Below are 17062 nucleotides of genomic sequence, written 5' to 3' on the forward strand. Positions count from 1 at the left end.
GAATGTGGTGGCATACCCTCGAGGTGGAGTACTAGCCACGCATGTGCTCGCGTAACAGTGAGCCCTAGAACATTGGGCCTTCGCTCCGCACAACGCAGCTCAGTGGATGCTGCTTAAATCTCAACGCCCGCCCAGAGAAGTGAATGGTCGGAGTGTTTGGCGTGTGTCGCGTCGGACCACGTCACGTGCACCGTTGGCGGAGTGAAGAGAAAGTCCAGCTTCCCCTGACTGTGCGTGTCCTCACCCGAGCGGCACCAGAACCACACCGGAGGCAACGACCAGACGACGTAGCCCCTCTTGATTTGGTTACCGCACGGGCTGTCCGCTTCCTTGAAGTCTCCATGTGCGCCACGACCGTAGCCCGGGTGATAGAAGTTGTCCGCCACGCCGGACAGCGGGTCGTCGTTCAGGTCTCCACCGAGAAAACGCTTGTAGTCGGCATAATTACCGGCGATGATGCCTGCGGCACGGGCGGCTTCGCCGCGGCGGGCAGCGAGGCTCGCGCTGTCGTTGCCGACTGACAAGTGGGCGCTACAGGCGACTGTTTTCTGCGGCTCTGACTTGAGACACAGCATCTTGCGGTGCTCTCTCGGCTCCCGCACCTGTGGGCTTTGCAGGTCGTAGTCCGCCACACCGCTCTTGTCGAAACCCAAATCCTTACGAGCGAGCAACGCGTTACCGAACAGTGTGCCGCCATGGTAGCAGCGGCTTGGCTCTCCGCTCCCCCCTAGTATCGGCTGAAACACCACGACGTAGTCTGGCAGTTTTTCTTCCAAGCGCGCGTTCCAGTCCTGACAAGCTTCTTGCACCGTCATGAACGCGGGCTTTCGGTCTTCCACGCTCCTGATGAGGGCGTCAGGCGCCTCATTCCCCTTCTTCCCATGCTCCTTGTGCCCACCGGCCATATTGAACTGGCCGATGGTGTATTCAGCCATCACAGTCGGCTCTTGGTCATCGGCCGCAGCGGCCGGCGCCAATACAGCCCCCGCACCCAACAGGATGCCGCTCAATACAATTGCGATCTTCTCTCTTCGGCGCATGCCAAACCTTCCCGGTGGTAGTAACTAGCAATTCCCCCACGTGCCCCCCCTGCTCGCAATACGAGCGGAGCGGCTCGCCGTTGCCTCGCCGATGCGTAGCCACTCGCCCATAGGTGCCGAAACCTGCAACACCTTCACGGGTCCTACATTTTCGGAACCTGCACCCCTGAAAGGAAGAGGTGATTCCTTTTAGGAACTCCCGTTCAAAGAACATCCCCACTTGTTTAGAAGAAGCCAATGGCGCGCTACAAGGAGATATTCCGCCAACTGAATGAACCGGGATCAGTCGTACACCCTGCATGATCCTTTTAGAGGTCCTACCAAAGGCGTTCGACGTGCCGGTAGGTGATGAGGCATGTGGCGAGGCCAAGGAAGGCTTCGTGGATGTAGTCGCGCCGTTCCCAGCGGATCCGGAGTCGTCGGAAGCCGTGCAGCCAGGCGATGGTGCGCTCGACCACCCAGCGGCAGATGCCCAGGCCGGAGCCATGTACAACACCTCCGCAATGACAGGGCGGATCCGCGCTGCCAGAGCAGACTGCGGTGCTTGTCGTGGTCGTAGCCTCGGTCGGCGAGGAGTGCGTCGGGCCGGTGCCGAAGGCGGCCGACGACGCCGGCCACGGCGGGGATCTCGTCGAGCAGGGGCAGGAGTTGGGTGACGTCGTTACGGTTTCCGCCGGACAAGGAGACGGCGACCGGGATGCCCTGGCCGTCCGTGATGACGTGGTGCTTGCTGCCCGGCCGGGCTCGATCGACCGGGCTGGGACCGAAGACGTAGTGCTCCTGGGTGACGAGAATGACCTGCCGGCGAAGCCGGTCGGAGTCCAGGTCGGCCGTCGGCGCGTTCCCGACGGTGGCCGTGCCGGCGCGCGGGCGATCCATACCCGCGAGGAGTCTGCCCAGCGTGGTCTTGCCAGAGCCCGAAGGCCCACCAACACCAGCCGCTCCCCCGAGCGGGCGGCTGTGAGGTTCACACCGCGCAGGATGTCGACGCCGTTGTTGAATGCATAGTGCACGCCGGTGACCTCGATGCGGCTCTCTCAGGGCTCTGGGGTCGCTCCCACCATGGAAGCAGGCGTTGTCTCAAGGAGCTGGCTGAGGCCCTCACCCGGGCGAAGGAGGCTCCGCTGCTCTGCAACTACTCAAGGCGGAGCACGATGACCGCCAAGGGGTCGGACAGCTGGTGCGCGTACCAGACGCAGTCCACCACAGTGCCCAGGCTCAGCGCTCCCTGGATGTCGAGCGCTCCGCCCGCGGACAGCACCGCGACCACCAGCGCCACGAAGCACATGTCCATGGACGGGAACAGCACGCTGCACAGGGACAACCACGACACCGAGGCACCCGCCGGCAGCCCAGCGCCGCAAGGCGACGAAGGTAACGACAACAGCATCGACGACCTGCCCGACGACGTCAGCCCCGCCCCGGCCACCGGATTCAGGCTCGACAACGCGCACGAGGAAACCGCCGCATGGTGAATCCGAGCCAGACAAGCGCGGGCAGCACACAAGGCGGCACCGACGACAGCGGCGAGGTGGAGCGTCCTGGCCTCTGACCACCTGGCAGGGCTGAAACCGCTTCGCCACCACCGACCCACCCCCGGCCCCGGCGACCCGCCCCGCAGCACCGGGGAACGTCTGGCCTATCACTCCGCGTTCGTCACCATCCGCACCCTCGACCATCCACGCCCTGGCCACCTAGGTCCGCACCCTGATGGTCCTCGGCCGCCACCAGCAGACCCACCGCACGGCCCTCACTGATCGTCACCGGGCCCGCCGCAGCAGGGAAACGACCGCGCTCCTCAACGTCGGCCGCACCTGCCACCTCGCCCACATCCGCAAGAACCCCGCACCGTCCGGATCAGCGCACACAGTGGTACCAGTGGCGTATGTCCTGGTCCCGCCCGGCGCGACCGCGAAAACCCTCGTCACCGAATTCGCCTGCTACCTCGGTATCCCCGTCACCGCCCGCATGACCCAAACCCAGATCACCGACGCCATCTGCCACACCTACACCCAAGCCGGTGTCCAACTGGTGATGATCGACGAGATCCACCGCCTCAACCCCCGCACCACCACCGGCGCCCTAACCGCCGATCTGATCAAAGACCTCAGCGAACGCCTACCCGCCACGTTCGTCTACGCCGGCATCAACGTCACCGACACACCTCTCTTCAGCGGTACACGGGGTGCCCAGCTCGCCGGCGGCCCCCTGCCCACCCGCCACGGCACCACCACCCATTCCGCGGCCACACCCACCACAAACACGGCACGCTCCCCTGCCACGCCTCTTACCTCCACCAGCGCACCGCAGGCCGCATCGGATCACTCACCCGGCTGATCCGCCAAGCAGCCATTACCGCCATCAGCGACGACGCCGAACGCATCACCAAGGCCACGCTCGAAGCCATCCGCCTCGACCACCTCGCCGAAACCCACCGCCCCCGCCGAGACCGATAGACCCCCACCGAGCGTTACCCCTGCACGATGTTCCCTCCGGGCAGCTGGCCCATTTCGGGCTTGAGGACGACGACCGCACCCGCACCATCACCACGCAGGGCGTGTGGTGGCGCAACCGCCACTACATCACCCCCTGGATGGTCGGCCAGGCCGGTTTCCATGTCGCGGTGCGCCACCTGCCCCACCACGACATGACCATCGAGGTCTTCGACCTCAGGGTGCGCACCTGGGCAGCGCCATTCTGGCCGAGGCAGCCAACGAGGAGCAGGTCGACAAGGTCCGCGCAGCCCGCACCGCCAAGGCGCGGCGGCTTCGCGCGGACATGAAGGCCGCCGCACGGCTGCGCCACGAGCGCTTCGAGGCCGTCACCACCGCTACCCCGCCCGAGCGCCTGGGTCCGCTGACCGAGGCGGAGGCTGAGGACTCCCCTCCGGCGCTGGCCTTCGACGACGGACCGGCCGACCCGGTCACGGGCGGAAAGACGATGCGGGCTGTACCGGAGGTCAGGTCGATGCGCGTGTGTGGCGGAGCACCGTCACCCTTCTCGTCACGGCGCCCTTCGTCCTGCTGTTGCTGTTCAATCTCGATCGACTTGTCGCCGTTAAGAATCAGGCCGAACTCGTCGAACGCGGAACCCGTCAGGGGACGTCTCGCGGGCGCCCGCAAGGAGCGCAGACCGCTACCCCCCCTGAAGCCCCGCATCAATATCTCCACCGCACAGCAGATGAACAACAGTCACGCCAGTGCCGGGAATGCAGCCCGCGCCCACATACCTGTCTTGCACGGGAAGATGTGGCGCCTGTCCAGGAAGTTCCCTTCGATCCGGCGTCCGCGGTGGTCCCTGCGCGACGCGGCAGGCCCTGCGGGGAGGGCGAGCGATCTGAATGACGACTTGATCATCGTCAACGAGGAGTGGGAACAGCCCGCCCTGTGCAAACGGGTGGACGTGTGGCTCGACGCCGGCACAAGCAAGTTCCCGAAGATCGCCACGGTCAGGCCCATCGGCACCGGCAACAACGGCGTCTACCTCACCTCGCGCAACGCCCCCGCGGCATCCGTCGACCGGGGCGACGCACGCCTCGCTGACGGCGCCGACGCAAACACCGTCGGCGCCGGCCTGCGTGAGGCGGTGCAGGCGTCGGGCGGGAAGGTCCTCAACCGGGACGCCTGGGTGCGGGGACCCACCCTGAGACCAACCGGACGACCAGGGTGGGCTTCTTCCTGGTCCTCGGGATCATTCTCCTCTACCCGGGCATCTTGCTGGCCAACACGACGGTCATGGCAACGTCCGACCGCGCCCTCAAACTGGCCCTGCTACGGCTGGCCGGTGCCACCCGATGGCAGGTACTCCGACTGGTGGCCGCCAAGGCACTGATGGCGGTCGCGGTCGGCGCCGTACTGGGAGCCGATCCGTCTGCCTCAATCTGGCGGGCATGTGGGGCGCACTGGGCCTGCTCTCGGTACGGACCCCGATCAGGCCCCCTGGACAACGCTCGCGGCGATGCTGGGCGTCTACGCAACGCTCGCCGTGATCCCGGCGGTCACTACGACCGGCCTCTCGTTGCGCCTCAGGGCGATGGGGCTGGCGGGGGTGCGCGAGTGGCCTTCTGGCCCGACGCCGAGCGGTCCGTTTCCGTGTTCGGCTCGGCTCGACGTTGGGCGGGGCCGCGTGGCCTTCCGCTGCCGGTCCGGCTCGTACAAGCGGAGAGTGTCAGTGGTCGCGGCTAGGCTCTGGGTCGGCGATATGAAGGGGGTTCGGGTGACGTTGGGTCGGTTGTCGCCAGAGGTGCCGTTGGGGCCTTTCGCGACGTCACGCATCACCGTCTGGTCGACGCCAGGCAACAAGGCCAAGCTGCATGCCTCGGCACGCTGCTCCCAGGTCAGGACGGGCAACCTGACCGCTTCGGAGCTGCCACTCAGCACGGCGGTTCAGCAGATGTGCCCCCGGTGCGCCGAGTCCAGCCAGTGGGCTCGGCCAGGGACAGGGCTGGGGCTCTTCCTTGAAGCTCTGACCGGGCTGGGGCTGCTGTCCGAACTGGACCACTATGCCGGTCCGGACGAGGACACGCGCACCGAGGAGGATGTGCAGCAGACAGCAGCTCTGCTGAACCGACCCCCTCAGGACGTGTCGGAAGAAGACCTGGACGAGCCGGCCGAAGAAGACGAAGAAGACTGGCACACGATGCAGGCGGCTCGCCAGGAGCGAACCACCGTCGTCGGGCAGTGGCGCGAGGCAGTGGCCAGTCTCCACCGGACATTCGAGATGCTGGCGCCTTTCCCGTGGCTGAGGCCCTGGGCCAGCCCATCCCTAGAGCAGAAGACTTCCTACATCGCGTTGTTGCAGCAACAGTCGAGACAGTTGCTGCTACGGGACGCGCTGGTCGTGGCTGCTTGCGCGGGAACCATGGACACCCCGGAGCTGCTGTCGGATGCCCCTGCGCTCACCGCGCTCGGCCCTGCCACGAAGGTCACGTCGGACCTGATCTCGCTGTGGGAACGATGGCGTGGGCACGCTGCGGACAGTTGGGAGCACCCCCGCGAGGGGGCCCACCTCGCCTATCACCTCGCGGATGGGATGCGGAGGCGACGCAAGGGCAGGGACGCGGTACTCGAACACTCCAGGCAGTTGGTGTCCGCGTGGACAGCCGAAGCCGAGGCCGCGGCATCCGGCCCGTGGGAGGAGCGTGTTTTGGTCGCCCGCCTTCCCGAATGGTTCACTCGGCGCCAAAGTGAACCTCGCGAGTCCTACCCTCGCTCACTCAGCGAGTGGGAACTCGGGGTGCTCGTCACCTGGGGCACGGAGGCGGACTGGGAACGACTGACCGTCACGCTGCGGGTGCCCGAGCCCATCGCGGTTCGCCTTCTGTCACCCGATTCGAACCTGTCCTGTCGCACGCCCGAGGAAGCCGCAGCCGAGCCCGTAACGGTTCCGGAGCAGTCGGTGGAGCCGGGGGTGTTCGACGACGGTCCCGTCAGCGAGCGGCGGCCAGTCACCGCGGGGCACCTTCGGGCCTTGCGCGCCATCAGTAAGGAGGCCGATCAGCTCTACCTCGTGCTCTCCCTCGCGAACGGGTCTGAGGTCATCTCCCTGTCGGTGCTGGAGCAGCGGGTGCACGCGGGGGGCCGGTACGTCATCATCGCGGCTGCCGACGGCCTGCCCGGAGGAATCCTGCCGGAGCAACACGAGCAGTCGACGGGTGCGGACTCCTCGGAGGGCGGCTCGATCTGGCTGCCGCGCATCCATGACGCCGAGGACCCCGACTTCGCACGCGACCTGAGCGCGACGGAAGGCGAACGGGTGGTGGCGCGGCTCATGCGCGGAAGCCGCTGGGAGGCCGATGCGGCCCTGCGGTCGCTGTCCCTGGCTCGCGGGGTGCCGGACCTGCGGGTGTGGGAAGGCGCCCGTGACGAGCGCGGTCATCGTAACGGCCCGTTCCCGTACGACGTGTGGCACGGCCTGCTGGCCATGGAAACCTTGGACCTGGCACCTTTCAGGCCGGTCTCCGAGGACAGTGCCCATGGCGGATCCGGGCTGCCGCTGGGAGTCCTGGCACGAGTACAGCTCTACACAACGGACGCTGCCGGGCGGTACCAAGGCAGGGCCCACTCCCCCGACTGCGACCACCGACGTGGCGACGGCGGGCTGACCCGGCAGTACGACCTGGTGACGGTCGAAGAGATGATGCACGCCGAGCAGTTCGATCCGTGCAGCAAGTGCGGCGGGTACGCGACCCGCCGTCTGACCGAGGTACAGGTTGCCTACTACCGGGCAGCGCACCGGGTACACGAGATCGCCCGGCGCGTGCGGTGGGCCACCGGGAATCGAGATCTGGCCGGGGACTGCGCTCCGCTCGTGGACAAGGTGAAGACATGGTGCGACAAGAACACCGTGGACAAGTGGTTCGAGACAAGAGAACACACAGCACAGTGGCGTCAAGTGATGCGTGAGCTCTCCCGGACTGCGCAACAGTTGCAGTAACCCACGCACCGCCGTTCTTCGCCAGCGGCAGGCTCCGGAAGCACCTCGGCGCCTGCCGCAGCGGAGCAGGGGGCAGGCTCACCCACCAGCGCCCCCCATCAGCCGTCAGCCGGCAGCCGTCAATCAAGGTCCGACATGTCAAGCACGAAGCGGTAGCGGACATCACCACGTCGCAGACGGTCCAGAGCCGTGTTCACCCGTGATGACGGAAGTAGTTCGATGTCGGCAGCGACGCCGATATCGGCACAGAACCTGAGCATCTCGGCCGTTGCCGATCGACCCCCGCTGCCTGCGGAGCTGAGCTTCTTACGGCCAATGAGCAGGTCCACGACATCAACGGTGATAGGGCCCAGGTACCCGAGGAGGCTGAGAGTGCCGACCATCGCCACCAGTTTCAAGTACGGAGCGAGATCGTGCGAGACCGAGATGGTGTCGATGACCACGTCGAAGGTATCGCGGGCCGCGGCCATCCGACGGGTGTCGGTGGAAGCGATGAGATCATGCGCGCCGAGTTTCCGGGCGTCTTCAAGCTTGTCCGGCGTGCGGCTGATGACCGTGGTGGCGGCACCCAACGCCGCGGCCAGCTTGACCGCGAGATGACCAAGACCACCCAAACCAGCCACCGCGACGACGGGGAGCTGGCGGCACGACGACCCGCCCCGTCAAGGCCAGACAGCTGTGCCGCTGAAGGCCCTCGCCTTCTACGTAACCGCTCCCGCCGACGGCCACCCCAGCCACCAGATGAACAGGCCGCTCAACAGGACGAGCAGGAAGAGCGTGGCGTTGGTGCGGCGGTAGGCGACCAAGAGGGCCACGAACTCGCGGATCATGGCGCTCGGCCAGAAGTACGCAGCCGTCGGTGCGCCGATCACGTGACCCCGGACACCGGTGCGGCGGGCGATGATTGCGGCCCGGAAAACGTGGTAGTTGTTCGTGACGATCACGCACCGGTAGTCCGGATTCGCCTGCTCCATCAGAGCTTTGCTGAACGTCAGGTTCTCGTCCGTGTTCCTCGAACGGTCCTCGCGTTCGATCAGGTCAGCGGGGAATCCCTGGGTGACCAGGTAGTCGGCCATCGCGTGGGACTCGGGCAGCTTCTCATCGGGTCCCTGCCCTCCCGAGACGAGCAGGATCGGGCGCCGGCCCTTCCGGGACAGCCTGGCGTGTTCCCTGCGGGCCCGGTCAAGGCGGCTGGCCAACAGCGGGGGCACGGTAGTGCCGCCCATCAGGCCCGAGCCGAGGACCACTACGTAGTCCGCCCGCCGCCGGAGACGCAGACGCCCGTACAGGCCCCCATAAACGAGGAAACACAGGAACAGGAAGGCAACGTATCCGGCGAGTGCCACCGCTGTCGCCGCCACCACCAAAAGCGCGTGCGTGTGCAGCATCAGCGCGGTGATCAACAGCGCGAGCAGGGCAACCAGGGCGATACCCGCTCCCAGGGACAGCAAGTTCGCCAAGCTTCTACCTTCCTTGCGCACCATGGTGATCCCGTTGGCGATGAGAAACCACGCCAGCGTGACGACTCCCACACCCGCCAGGAGCAGCAACACGACGGCCAAATCACGGCCCAACTGAGCCCGCCCGGAGAACACATGCAGCAAGAGTGCGAGCACCGCGAAGACGACGGACAGGCCCAACAGAACCGCGTTGCTTACTCGACGGCGATCTCTCACCACACCAGCACAGAACAGGAAGAAGCAGACGAACGACGGGACAAAGGCCATCATGTACCGATCCTACGAGGCAAGGCGCGATCCCGGCCAAGCTTCGTAGACGCTCCCGCACCCACCACTTCGTCCCTTACGTCGGCAGCGGGGACTGCGGAGCCGGCGGCGTCGGGGCGGCATCGGTGGCTGACACCGAGCCCGCCTACGGCATTCCCGGAATGGGAAAGGCCACGGCCCTTCCAACAAGCGCGACCTGGAACTACACAAGGCAGCGGCCGGCACCATCAGGAGGGTGAGGGTGCCTATCAGTAGCCGGCCGGCCAGGACCCAGCGTGCACCGCGGGCCCATTGGACTTCCGCGGCGACAATCCTGGCCTGGGTCGGTGAACACGAAGCCTGGTGGCGTCAAGGCGCCGGTCGAGCAGGGCTCACAAGTCGTTGCTGAGCAAGGGCGCCAACGCGCGCGGCGCGTGGCTCCAGCGCAGACCGCGGTCTTGGAGCGGCGAAGCCCGGCCAGTACGGGGAACGCCGTAACCAGCGGGTAGAAGGAGATGAACAGGTCGTTGATGAACGCAGGGTCAGGGCCCCATCTGGCCCTCACTTGGCGCGGTACCGGCACTTGCCGGTGGGCGAGTGCCGGTACCGCGCGTCGGCGAGGGCTGCCTACGGGAGAGCGTGGGGTGCCTCTATTCAGGTCCGTCGGCGCAACCATACGGGAGTGACAGCGGAGATCAGCACGGCCGCGATACCGATCTGGAAGAAGTGGCGAATCCAGTCGAAGCCGTCGGTGTCACGAACCCCGAAAGCCGAGGCTAGTCCATTACCGGCCAGAGCGCCGACGATGCCTAGAATCACCGTAAGCCATATAGGAATGGGCTGGCGACCGGGAAGGACAAGCTTCGCTAGCAGGCCGATGATGAGCCCTGCGATGATGGCCCACAGAAACGACACGGCGATTCCTTTCGTTTATATATGAATGTCTGTCACCCTACGCGTGCCCGCACCAGGTAATTGGTATGCCCTGCCCATTGGGAAGCATTCAGCAAGTCGACGGACCACGGGGTGGGAAGCCCTGCGGCGCCAGGGACATTGCGGGCGTCCGGGCTACGCGAATAGGCGGCGTACGGCCGAACTCAGGCCCGGCGCGTGGTGGCATCGGTGCCCCGGCTTCGTGGGTGTTGAGGTAAGCCGGCGTGGCCTGCCCAGCCCTCGCCGGACTGGCGTCTCGTACACGAACCATCGACCACTCGAAGAATGACCACTCTCCTTGGGGACCTTCAAAGTCAGGTTCCGAGTCAAGCAATATCCACTCCAGCCAGCCATAGGTACGGAGCTGAGGCCTGGTCCTACCTCGGAGCGGACCCTGCGCAGCGGAGCGAGAGGACTCCCGTCTATGCCTATCGAAACTCCCTTCCACGTCTTTTCTTTTTTTGCCAAGATGTCGCCGTGGGGTACGACATATCCACGGTGCCGCCCTCTTTAATGCGCTGCGTTTCTCTGCCGTTGTCTGATGCCGAAATGCCGAGTGGTCGTAGACCAGCCAGACCCGCGCAGCATCTCTTCCGTTGTTCAGCAGACCTGGAAACGCATCTCAAATGAAGAGGAGAGCAGCGGGGATTCATGACACACCTTTCGTCTGCTGCGCGAGACGCCGTTCAGGCTGCGGCGCGTACCGCGCTGGGGCACGGTGGACCAGCGTGGCGAATCGACCCGAGCATCCCCACGAGTGCGACGTGGAGGCGCCGGCCGCGATCCGCGCCGCCGCCACGGCGAGCGTTCACTACGGCATCATCGGCGCCCCGCTCCACCGTAGGTGGGAGAAGGCTATGACCATCGCCTATGCCCTGGGCGCGACCTCCGACGACATCGCAGCCGAGGCTCGCCGAGTACGGTTTAAGGCCGCCGCCGGAACCTCACGGCTCTTTGGTCACCACGCCGCGTCAAAATGATGCAAGTCAACCGGCTTACATCTACGGCAGCCGAGTGGGCCAGCTGGCCCGGCGATTGCCCATCCCGTTCTCTTGAGGCCGCAAGGTATCCGGACACGAACAACCCCGCGAGCGTGCCCGGGCACAACACGGTTGGTCGTCCCCACGTTGGTGGTCGGGATGAGCGAGCCGTTCGTAGGGTTGGCTCACCCAGGGCGGACTCCGGGGATGGCTTGCAGGCCGTCATGTCCCTCGCACGCCGACGGGTCAACGCCCTGTGCGCTCTCCTACGTGACGGACAGTCCCCCAATACTGGCCGACACGACTCGTCACCCTCACGACCCAAAATCCCGACCGGGAATCCCTACCGAGGCCGTGGTGACTTCGAGCTCCCGCTTGCCCTGTCTAAAAGACCTCTCAAGTCGGCTCCGGGCCCACGTGTTACACGCGGGCCCGGAGCCGATTTGAAAGAAATAACCGGAGAATGGCCACACCGCTGGAGGTTGCGCAAAGCTCCTTGGGCGGCGCTTCACGACGTTCCCCTCGGGCCGAGGGCGCCGGGAGTGCCCCAGAGCCCGACTCAAGGACGCGACAGAAAGCACCGTCAGTCGTTCAGGACGTCCTTGATCTTCTCCTTGGCCTGGCGCGCGTCACCCTTGGCCTGATCCGCTCGTCCCTCGGCGGTGAGACGCTCGTTACCCACGGCGCGCCCGGCGGCTTCCTTGACCTTGCCCTTGGCCTGTTCGGTCTTGGCCTCGGCCTTCTTGTCAGCAGCCATGTCACTCACACCCTTGCGTTGCTGGACATCAGGTACAACCAGCGTCTGACCTCTGTCGCCGTGTTCAAACACGATCACTGGTGGCACCTCCCTGGCCCCGGCTCCGTCGGCAGTGTCAGCCTGGGTAGCGGCAGACCTGGCAGTCGTCCAGACCGCATGCCTGCTTCGTGACGCCGGCGCCGTGGCTTGTGGTGGCCATGCCGCGGAAGACCCCGGCCTGCTCCGGATCGGGCCTCCAGCCCGTTGATCTCTCGCCAAGACCCGCTCATAAGCTCATTCACCAGCCACCTCAGCAACACATTGAGCTGCCGGATCACCGCCGGCCGTAAGACCCAGCCCGGCGGGAGGGAACTGCGATGAGAACGCTCAGGGCCATGGCCCGTACCGCTGGTCACCACCGCTGCACCGGCAAGTGCACCAATCCCTGCCCCTCCCCTTTCTGCCCGCCGGCGTCCGCCTGCCAGCCACCCCGGCCCCCACCCCTACCACCACCAGCCCACCCCGCCTGGCAACGCGCCGTTGGCCTGGGCCCCTCCCTCCCCAGCAACCAGCAACCCCAAGAGGGAACACCCATCGACCGGCCTGGCCACGGGTGCGAGACTCAGCTCTCATGAAGTTCCATGATCCCAAGGGCGACCTGCACCGCTACCTAAGAACAGCCCGCGAAGCCATCGTCTGGAAGCTGGACGGGTTGTCCGAGTACGACATCCGCCGCCCCCTCACACCGACCGGCACCAACCTCCTCGGTCTCGTCAAGCACCTCGCCAGCGTCGAGTTCGCCTACTTCGGTCCGACCTTCGGCCGCCCGCACGACGAACTCCTCCCCTGGGACCAGGAGGACTCCGAACCCAACGCGGACATGTGGGCACCCGCCCACGAGTCGCGCGAGGACATCCTCGGCCTCTACCACCGCGCCTGGGCGCACGCCGACGCAACGATCGAGGCGCTGCCGCTGGACGCGAGGGGCCACGTCGCGTGGTGGGAGGAGGGCACGGTGACGCTTCAGCGGATCATGCTGCACATGACGGCCGAGACGAACCGGCACGCCGGCCACGCCGACATCGTCCGGGAGCTCATCGACGGCACGGTCGGCATGCGGCAGGACAACACCAACATGGACGGCGGCGACGCAAGCTGGTATCAGGGTTACTGGGACCGGCTAGAGGCCTCCGCCAAAGAGGCCCAGCGCAAGCAGCGCTGAGGCCCTCTAAGAGCAACCCGTCGTGACAGGCGACCCCGACGACCCGCCGTGGTCGCCTGCCTCGCCGCTTCCCCTTGGCGTCGGCCCCCGTAAGCAGGCGGACTGCCGACACACCCGCCCCCAGCTCGCAGACGGTACCAGGGACGGGGTGGGGCCGGCTCCCGAGCCGCCGAGGGGTCGTACGAGCACGCAGCCTGCCTCATCACAAGCGGGCCGCGTGCTCGGATGCGGTGTGCAGGAGCCGGACGCACCGGCCCGGTCTCAGCCAGCCCCCGCCTCAGCCCCTGGTTGGCTGCCCCAGTCGAGGCGGAGTACGGCGACGTCGTCGGAGTGCCGCCCGGCGTTCAGCTCGTGGGTTTCCTTGATGAGCAGGTCGACGTGGGTGGCCGGGGGTGTCGGCGGCAGGTTCTCGATGAGGGCCAGCAACCCCTCGACGCCGAGCCGCTCGCGCCCGGGGCCGTTGTGTCCCTCCGTGAGGCCGTCGGTGTACAGGGTGAGGGCCCCCGCGGCGGGGAGGGTGAGGACCGTGGCAGGCCAGCTCTCCACCCCCGGGACGATGCCCAGGGCTATGCCGTGGGCGGCGGTCAGTTCCAGGGTTCCCTCGCGCGTGGTGAGGAGGGGCTCATGGTGGCCGGCGAGGTGGAGGGTGGCGGTGGCCGCTTCCTGGTCCAGGGTGAGGAGGGTGCACGTGGCGAAGAGCTGTTGGCTACCGCGTTCCGCGATCAGGATGCGTTCCATCAGGTGCAACAGGTCATCCCCCCGGTGCCCGCCCAGCACCAGGGAGCGCCAGGCGATGCGCAGGCAGACGCCCAGTGCGGCAGCGTCGGGGCCGTGCCCGCTGACGTCGCCCACCACTGCGTGCAACAGACCGTCATCCCCCTCCACCACGTCCAGGAAGTCGCCGCCGAGCAGGGTCATCTCGGCTCCGGGCAGGTAGCGGGAGGTGACGCGCACCGTGGAGGTGTCGAGGAGGGGTTGGGGCAGCAGGCCCCGCTCCAGGCGGGCGTTCTCCTCCGCCCGCAGGCGGGCCGCCTGGGCTTCGGCGTTGGCGCGTTCGGTCTGGCTCCGGTAGACGGCGTAGCGCACCGTCCGGTGCATCAGGTCCGCTTCGACCTTCCCCTTGACGAGGTAGTCCTGGGCGCCGGCGGCCATGGCCTCGGTGCCCGCCTGGGCCTCGGACAGCCCGGTGAGGACGATCACCGCGGTGTGCGGGGCCAGGGCCCGGATCGCGGTGACCGCGTCGGTGCCCGACGCGTCGGGCAGGTGCAGGTCGAGCAGGATGCAGTTGATCCGCTCGTCGCTCAGAGCGTCACGGACCTCGGCCAACGTCGTGCGGGTGGTCAACTCGAACCGCAAACCCGTGTCGTGGAGGAGTTCCTCCACCAGCAGGGCGTCGCCCTCGTCGTCCTCGATCAGCAGGATGTGGTACGTCGGCTCGTCGGCGGACGCCCTGCCCGTGGTGGTCACCGGCGCGCTCATCGTGCCTGCTCCTCCTCAAAGCGGGCGGCACCTGTGTCGACGGGCTCGTCAACGGCCTCCGGCGGCTCGGGGGCGAGGGTGAAGCTGATGCGTGCGCCCTCGTCGTACGAGGTGTCCACGGCGATGCTCCCGCCGTGGAACTCGACGATCTTCTTACACATGGCCAGGCCGATGCCGCTTCCGGAGTAGGCGTCCTTGGTGTGCAGCCGCTGGAAGATCACGAAGACCTTGTCGGCGTACTCGGGATCGATGCCGATGCCGTTGTCTGTGACGGTGAACCGCCACAGTTCGCCCTCCCGCCGCGCCGCGACGTGCACCTCCGGTGCCTGGCCTGGGCGGCGGAACTTGACGGCGTTGCCGATCAGGTTCTGCCAGAGCATCCCCATCTGGGTGGGGTCGGCGGTCAGGGTGGGCAGGGGATCGTGGGTGATGGTGGCGCCGGCTTCCTCGATGGTGACACTCAGCGTCGACAGGGTGCTTTCAAGGACCTGTTCCAGGTCGACGCTCTGGTAGGTGTTGTGCAGCCGCCCGACCCGGGAGAAGTCGAGAAGGTCGTTGATGAGGACCTGCATACGGTTCGCGCCGTCGACCGCGAAGTCGATGTACTGGTCGGCCCGGGAGTCGAGTTGCCCACCGTAGCGCCGCTGGAGGAGTTGGGTGAAGCTGGAGACCTTGCGCAACGGCTCCTGGAGGTCGTGCGAGGCCACGTACGCGAACTGCTCCAGCTCCGCGTTGGAGCGCTGGAGGTCCGCGGCCTGCGTGTCCAGCCGCGACCTGGCCTCCTCACTGAAGGCCAGTTCCTTCACCAGCCGTCGACGCATGGAGTCGATCTCGCCGCTGAGCCGCCGCAGATCGGCCGGGCCGGACGGGGCGATGGGGTGATCGAAGTCACCACCGGCGATCACGCGGGCGTCCGAACCGAGTTGGTCCAGCGGCCTGGTGATGCCGCGGCGTAGACCCTCGAAGATGAGGGCCGCGAGCGCCAGGATGAGCACGCCGATGGCGCTGAACACCCAGTTCCGTACGGTCATCATGGACATCAGGTCGTCCCTGGCCCGGGCCTGGTCCGCGCGCAGGCGCTGTTGCTGGTCGCTCAGTGCGGCCCGGACGTCGTCGAAGGTGGTCTTGCCCTCCGCCGCCCGCTCGGCCGCCAGCGCCGACACCGATTCCGGCGGCGCCTCGGCAATCGGCCGCGCGACCCGCTCCTGCCACCGCGCCACGGCCTTGCGTACGGCCTCCAGTCCGGCCCGGCCGTCGGGGTCGTCCGCGAGCAGGTCGGCGAGCCGTTCCAGGTCCGCCCGCTGTTCCACGAGCCCCTGTCGGTAGGGCGCGGTGAACTCCGGCGCGCCGGTGATGCCGTAGCCGCGGATGCCCGTCTCCTGGTTGAGTACGGCCGACTCCAGGCGGATCGCGGTGATCAGCGCGGGGGAACGTACGTCGACGAGGTCCTCGCTGATCGTCTCGGTCCGCGTCAGGACCCAGGCTCCCGTCGCACCGAGCGTGGCAAGTACCGCCAGGGAGACTGCCACCCCCGCGCGAAGCCACCGGCGGGTCGTCCACGCAGACAGTCCGCGCTGGCGCGGCGGTCTCTCGTCGCCGGTCATCTCGTGCACTCCTCGTTTCACCATGACGGCCGTTCCGGGCGTCAGTGAGTATGGCCAGCACACTGTAGGGGGCGACAACTGTTGTTGTCGCAGGGCGCCTCTGGGGCCTAGGGTGCGGGGCATGCCAGGCAAGAACTTCGACCTGCGGACCTCTTCGCACGAGACAGCCGCCATCGCTGACGCGGCGGTGGACGACCTTGCACGGCGCCTCACCCAACGGTTGCTGGAAAGACGCTCCCCGCGCTGGGCATCGGGCGAGCTACCGGAGGCTCTGGCCCTACTCCACGTCCTCGACCACCTCCAGCAAGCCACCGAACGGCTCCAGCGTGAGGCGGCGACGGCAGCCGCCCGCGCGGGCGCCAGCTACCCTCAGCTCGGCTCCGCGTGCGGCATGACCCGCCAGGGGGCCCGGCGTCGCTGGCCGGGCATTTTCCACCACTCAGACGAGAAACCCACGGAGCACCCGATGATGGCCACCCCCGCCCGCCCCCTCGACGTCCTGCTCGTCGAGGACGACGTCGCTGACGCCATGCTCATCGAGGAGGCCCTCTCCGAGCGCGGAGCCCGCAACCTGGTCCGGGTCACCGACGGAGTCGCCGCACTGGAACACCTGCGCGCTCCGGACTCCGCGCGACCCGATCTCATCGTTCTCGATCTGAACATGCCCCGCATGAACGGTCGCGAGCTGCTGAGGATCCTCAAGGGCGACGAGGACCTGCAAACCATCCCCGTGGTCGTCCTCACCACCTCCACCGCTCCGGACGACGTCACCAGCGCGTACAGCAGCCACGCCAACGCCTACGTGACCAAACCCGTCAACCTCGAAGAGTTCGAGCAGGCGGTCCAGAGCATCGACGCCTTCTACCTCGACACAGCCACCCGCCCCCGCCCCTGAACAACCCCTTGGGTGACGGCGCGAGCTGGTGC

General features: G+C 67.0%; 16 protein-coding genes and 3 pseudogenes. 8 read left to right on the plus strand and 11 right to left on the minus strand.

Annotated features, from left to right (window positions below; translation table 11 throughout):
- Positions 1 to 113 precede the first annotated feature (113 nt).
- The 4 genes and pseudogenes from ACMA1D_RS11735 to ACMA1D_RS11750 all read right to left on the minus strand — a co-directional run bounded on the left by ACMA1D_RS11735 (position 114) and on the right by ACMA1D_RS11750 (position 2334).
- Positions 114 to 1040, minus strand: coding sequence for an endonuclease/exonuclease/phosphatase family protein (locus tag ACMA1D_RS11735; protein WP_414723841.1), 927 nt, complete (start codon positions 1038 to 1040; stop codon positions 114 to 116).
- A gap of 317 nt (positions 1041 to 1357) precedes the next feature.
- A pseudogene (locus tag ACMA1D_RS11740) lies at positions 1358 to 1805 on the minus strand (IS5 family transposase); the annotation flags it as partial.
- Positions 1806 to 1862: 57 nt separating this feature from the next.
- Positions 1863 to 2081, minus strand: a pseudogene (locus ACMA1D_RS11745) (ATP-binding cassette domain-containing protein); the annotation flags it as partial.
- A 94-nt stretch (positions 2082 to 2175) separates the two neighbouring features.
- The gene (locus ACMA1D_RS11750) at positions 2176 to 2334 is read right to left on the minus strand and encodes a hypothetical protein (RefSeq protein WP_414723842.1); all 159 of its coding nucleotides are present in this window, start codon (positions 2332 to 2334) and stop codon (positions 2176 to 2178) included.
- Here ACMA1D_RS11750 and ACMA1D_RS11755 point away from each other — a divergent pair.
- The 3 genes from ACMA1D_RS11755 (at position 2327) to ACMA1D_RS11765 (ending at position 3822) form a co-directional block, all read left to right on the plus strand.
- Complete coding sequence (locus tag ACMA1D_RS11755; RefSeq protein WP_414723843.1) at positions 2327 to 2515, plus strand: hypothetical protein; 189 nt, start codon at positions 2327 to 2329, stop codon at positions 2513 to 2515. The genes ACMA1D_RS11750 and ACMA1D_RS11755 overlap by 8 nt on opposite strands.
- 403 nt (positions 2516 to 2918) lie before the next feature.
- The gene (locus ACMA1D_RS11760) at positions 2919 to 3377 is read left to right on the plus strand and encodes a TniB family NTP-binding protein (protein WP_414723844.1); all 459 of its coding nucleotides are present in this window, start codon (positions 2919 to 2921) and stop codon (positions 3375 to 3377) included.
- Between the two features lie 205 nt (positions 3378 to 3582).
- Positions 3583 to 3822, plus strand: coding sequence for a Mu transposase C-terminal domain-containing protein (locus ACMA1D_RS11765; RefSeq protein WP_414723935.1), 240 nt, complete (start codon positions 3583 to 3585; stop codon positions 3820 to 3822).
- Here the strand turns inward: ACMA1D_RS11765 and ACMA1D_RS11770 are convergent.
- The gene (locus ACMA1D_RS11770; RefSeq protein WP_414723936.1) at positions 3710 to 4198 is read right to left on the minus strand and encodes a DUF6191 domain-containing protein; all 489 of its coding nucleotides are present in this window, start codon (positions 4196 to 4198) and stop codon (positions 3710 to 3712) included. The genes ACMA1D_RS11765 and ACMA1D_RS11770 overlap by 113 nt on opposite strands.
- A gap of 576 nt (positions 4199 to 4774) precedes the next feature.
- Between ACMA1D_RS11770 and ACMA1D_RS11775 the strand changes: the two genes are divergently transcribed.
- Positions 4775 to 5224, plus strand: coding sequence for a hypothetical protein (locus ACMA1D_RS11775; RefSeq protein ID WP_414723937.1), 450 nt, complete (start codon positions 4775 to 4777; stop codon positions 5222 to 5224).
- A gap of 31 nt (positions 5225 to 5255) precedes the next feature.
- The gene (locus tag ACMA1D_RS11780; protein WP_414723845.1) at positions 5256 to 7475 is read left to right on the plus strand and encodes a hypothetical protein; all 2220 of its coding nucleotides are present in this window, start codon (positions 5256 to 5258) and stop codon (positions 7473 to 7475) included.
- A gap of 119 nt (positions 7476 to 7594) precedes the next feature.
- On the opposite strand, the pseudogene ACMA1D_RS11785 reads toward ACMA1D_RS11780, so the two are convergent.
- The 3 genes and pseudogenes from ACMA1D_RS11785 to ACMA1D_RS11795 all read right to left on the minus strand — a co-directional run.
- Positions 7595 to 8104 (minus strand): annotated as a pseudogene (locus ACMA1D_RS11785) (zinc-binding dehydrogenase); the annotation flags it as partial.
- Between the two features lie 72 nt (positions 8105 to 8176).
- Positions 8177 to 9205, minus strand: a complete 1029-nt coding sequence (locus ACMA1D_RS11790) for a YdcF family protein (RefSeq protein WP_414723846.1) — start codon at positions 9203 to 9205, stop codon at positions 8177 to 8179.
- Positions 9206 to 9835: 630 nt separating this feature from the next.
- A complete protein-coding gene (locus tag ACMA1D_RS11795; protein WP_414723847.1) occupies positions 9836 to 10096 on the minus strand; it encodes a GlsB/YeaQ/YmgE family stress response membrane protein in 261 nt (86 codons plus the stop codon).
- Positions 10097 to 10842: 746 nt separating this feature from the next.
- Between ACMA1D_RS11795 and ACMA1D_RS11800 the strand changes: the two genes are divergently transcribed.
- Complete coding sequence (locus tag ACMA1D_RS11800; RefSeq protein ID WP_414723848.1) at positions 10843 to 11094, plus strand: hypothetical protein; 252 nt, start codon at positions 10843 to 10845, stop codon at positions 11092 to 11094.
- A gap of 583 nt (positions 11095 to 11677) precedes the next feature.
- Here ACMA1D_RS11800 and ACMA1D_RS11805 read toward each other — a convergent pair.
- The gene (locus tag ACMA1D_RS11805) at positions 11678 to 11851 is read right to left on the minus strand and encodes a CsbD family protein (protein ID WP_414723849.1); all 174 of its coding nucleotides are present in this window, start codon (positions 11849 to 11851) and stop codon (positions 11678 to 11680) included.
- 610 nt (positions 11852 to 12461) lie between these two features.
- On the opposite strand from ACMA1D_RS11805, the gene ACMA1D_RS11810 reads away from it, so the two are divergent.
- The gene (locus tag ACMA1D_RS11810) at positions 12462 to 13052 is read left to right on the plus strand and encodes a DinB family protein (protein WP_414723850.1); all 591 of its coding nucleotides are present in this window, start codon (positions 12462 to 12464) and stop codon (positions 13050 to 13052) included.
- Between the two features lie 261 nt (positions 13053 to 13313).
- Here the strand turns inward: ACMA1D_RS11810 and ACMA1D_RS11815 are convergent, their stop codons facing one another.
- On the minus strand, positions 13314 to 14531 hold the full coding sequence (locus ACMA1D_RS11815) for a PP2C family protein-serine/threonine phosphatase (RefSeq protein WP_414723851.1): 1218 nt from the start codon (positions 14529 to 14531) through the stop codon (positions 13314 to 13316).
- A complete protein-coding gene (locus ACMA1D_RS11820) occupies positions 14528 to 16135 on the minus strand; it encodes a sensor histidine kinase (RefSeq protein ID WP_414723852.1) in 1608 nt (535 codons plus the stop codon). Before ACMA1D_RS11820 ends, ACMA1D_RS11815 begins: the two co-directional genes overlap by 4 nt.
- Before the next feature lie 121 nt (positions 16136 to 16256).
- Here ACMA1D_RS11820 and ACMA1D_RS11825 point away from each other — a divergent pair, with 121 nt between their 5' ends.
- A complete protein-coding gene (locus tag ACMA1D_RS11825) occupies positions 16257 to 17030 on the plus strand; it encodes a response regulator (protein ID WP_414723853.1) in 774 nt (257 codons plus the stop codon).
- Positions 17031 to 17062 lie beyond the last annotated feature (32 nt).

The organism is Streptomyces sp. 796.1 (assembly GCF_047525675.1).
Taxonomy (GTDB): domain Bacteria; phylum Actinomycetota; class Actinomycetes; order Streptomycetales; family Streptomycetaceae; genus Streptomyces.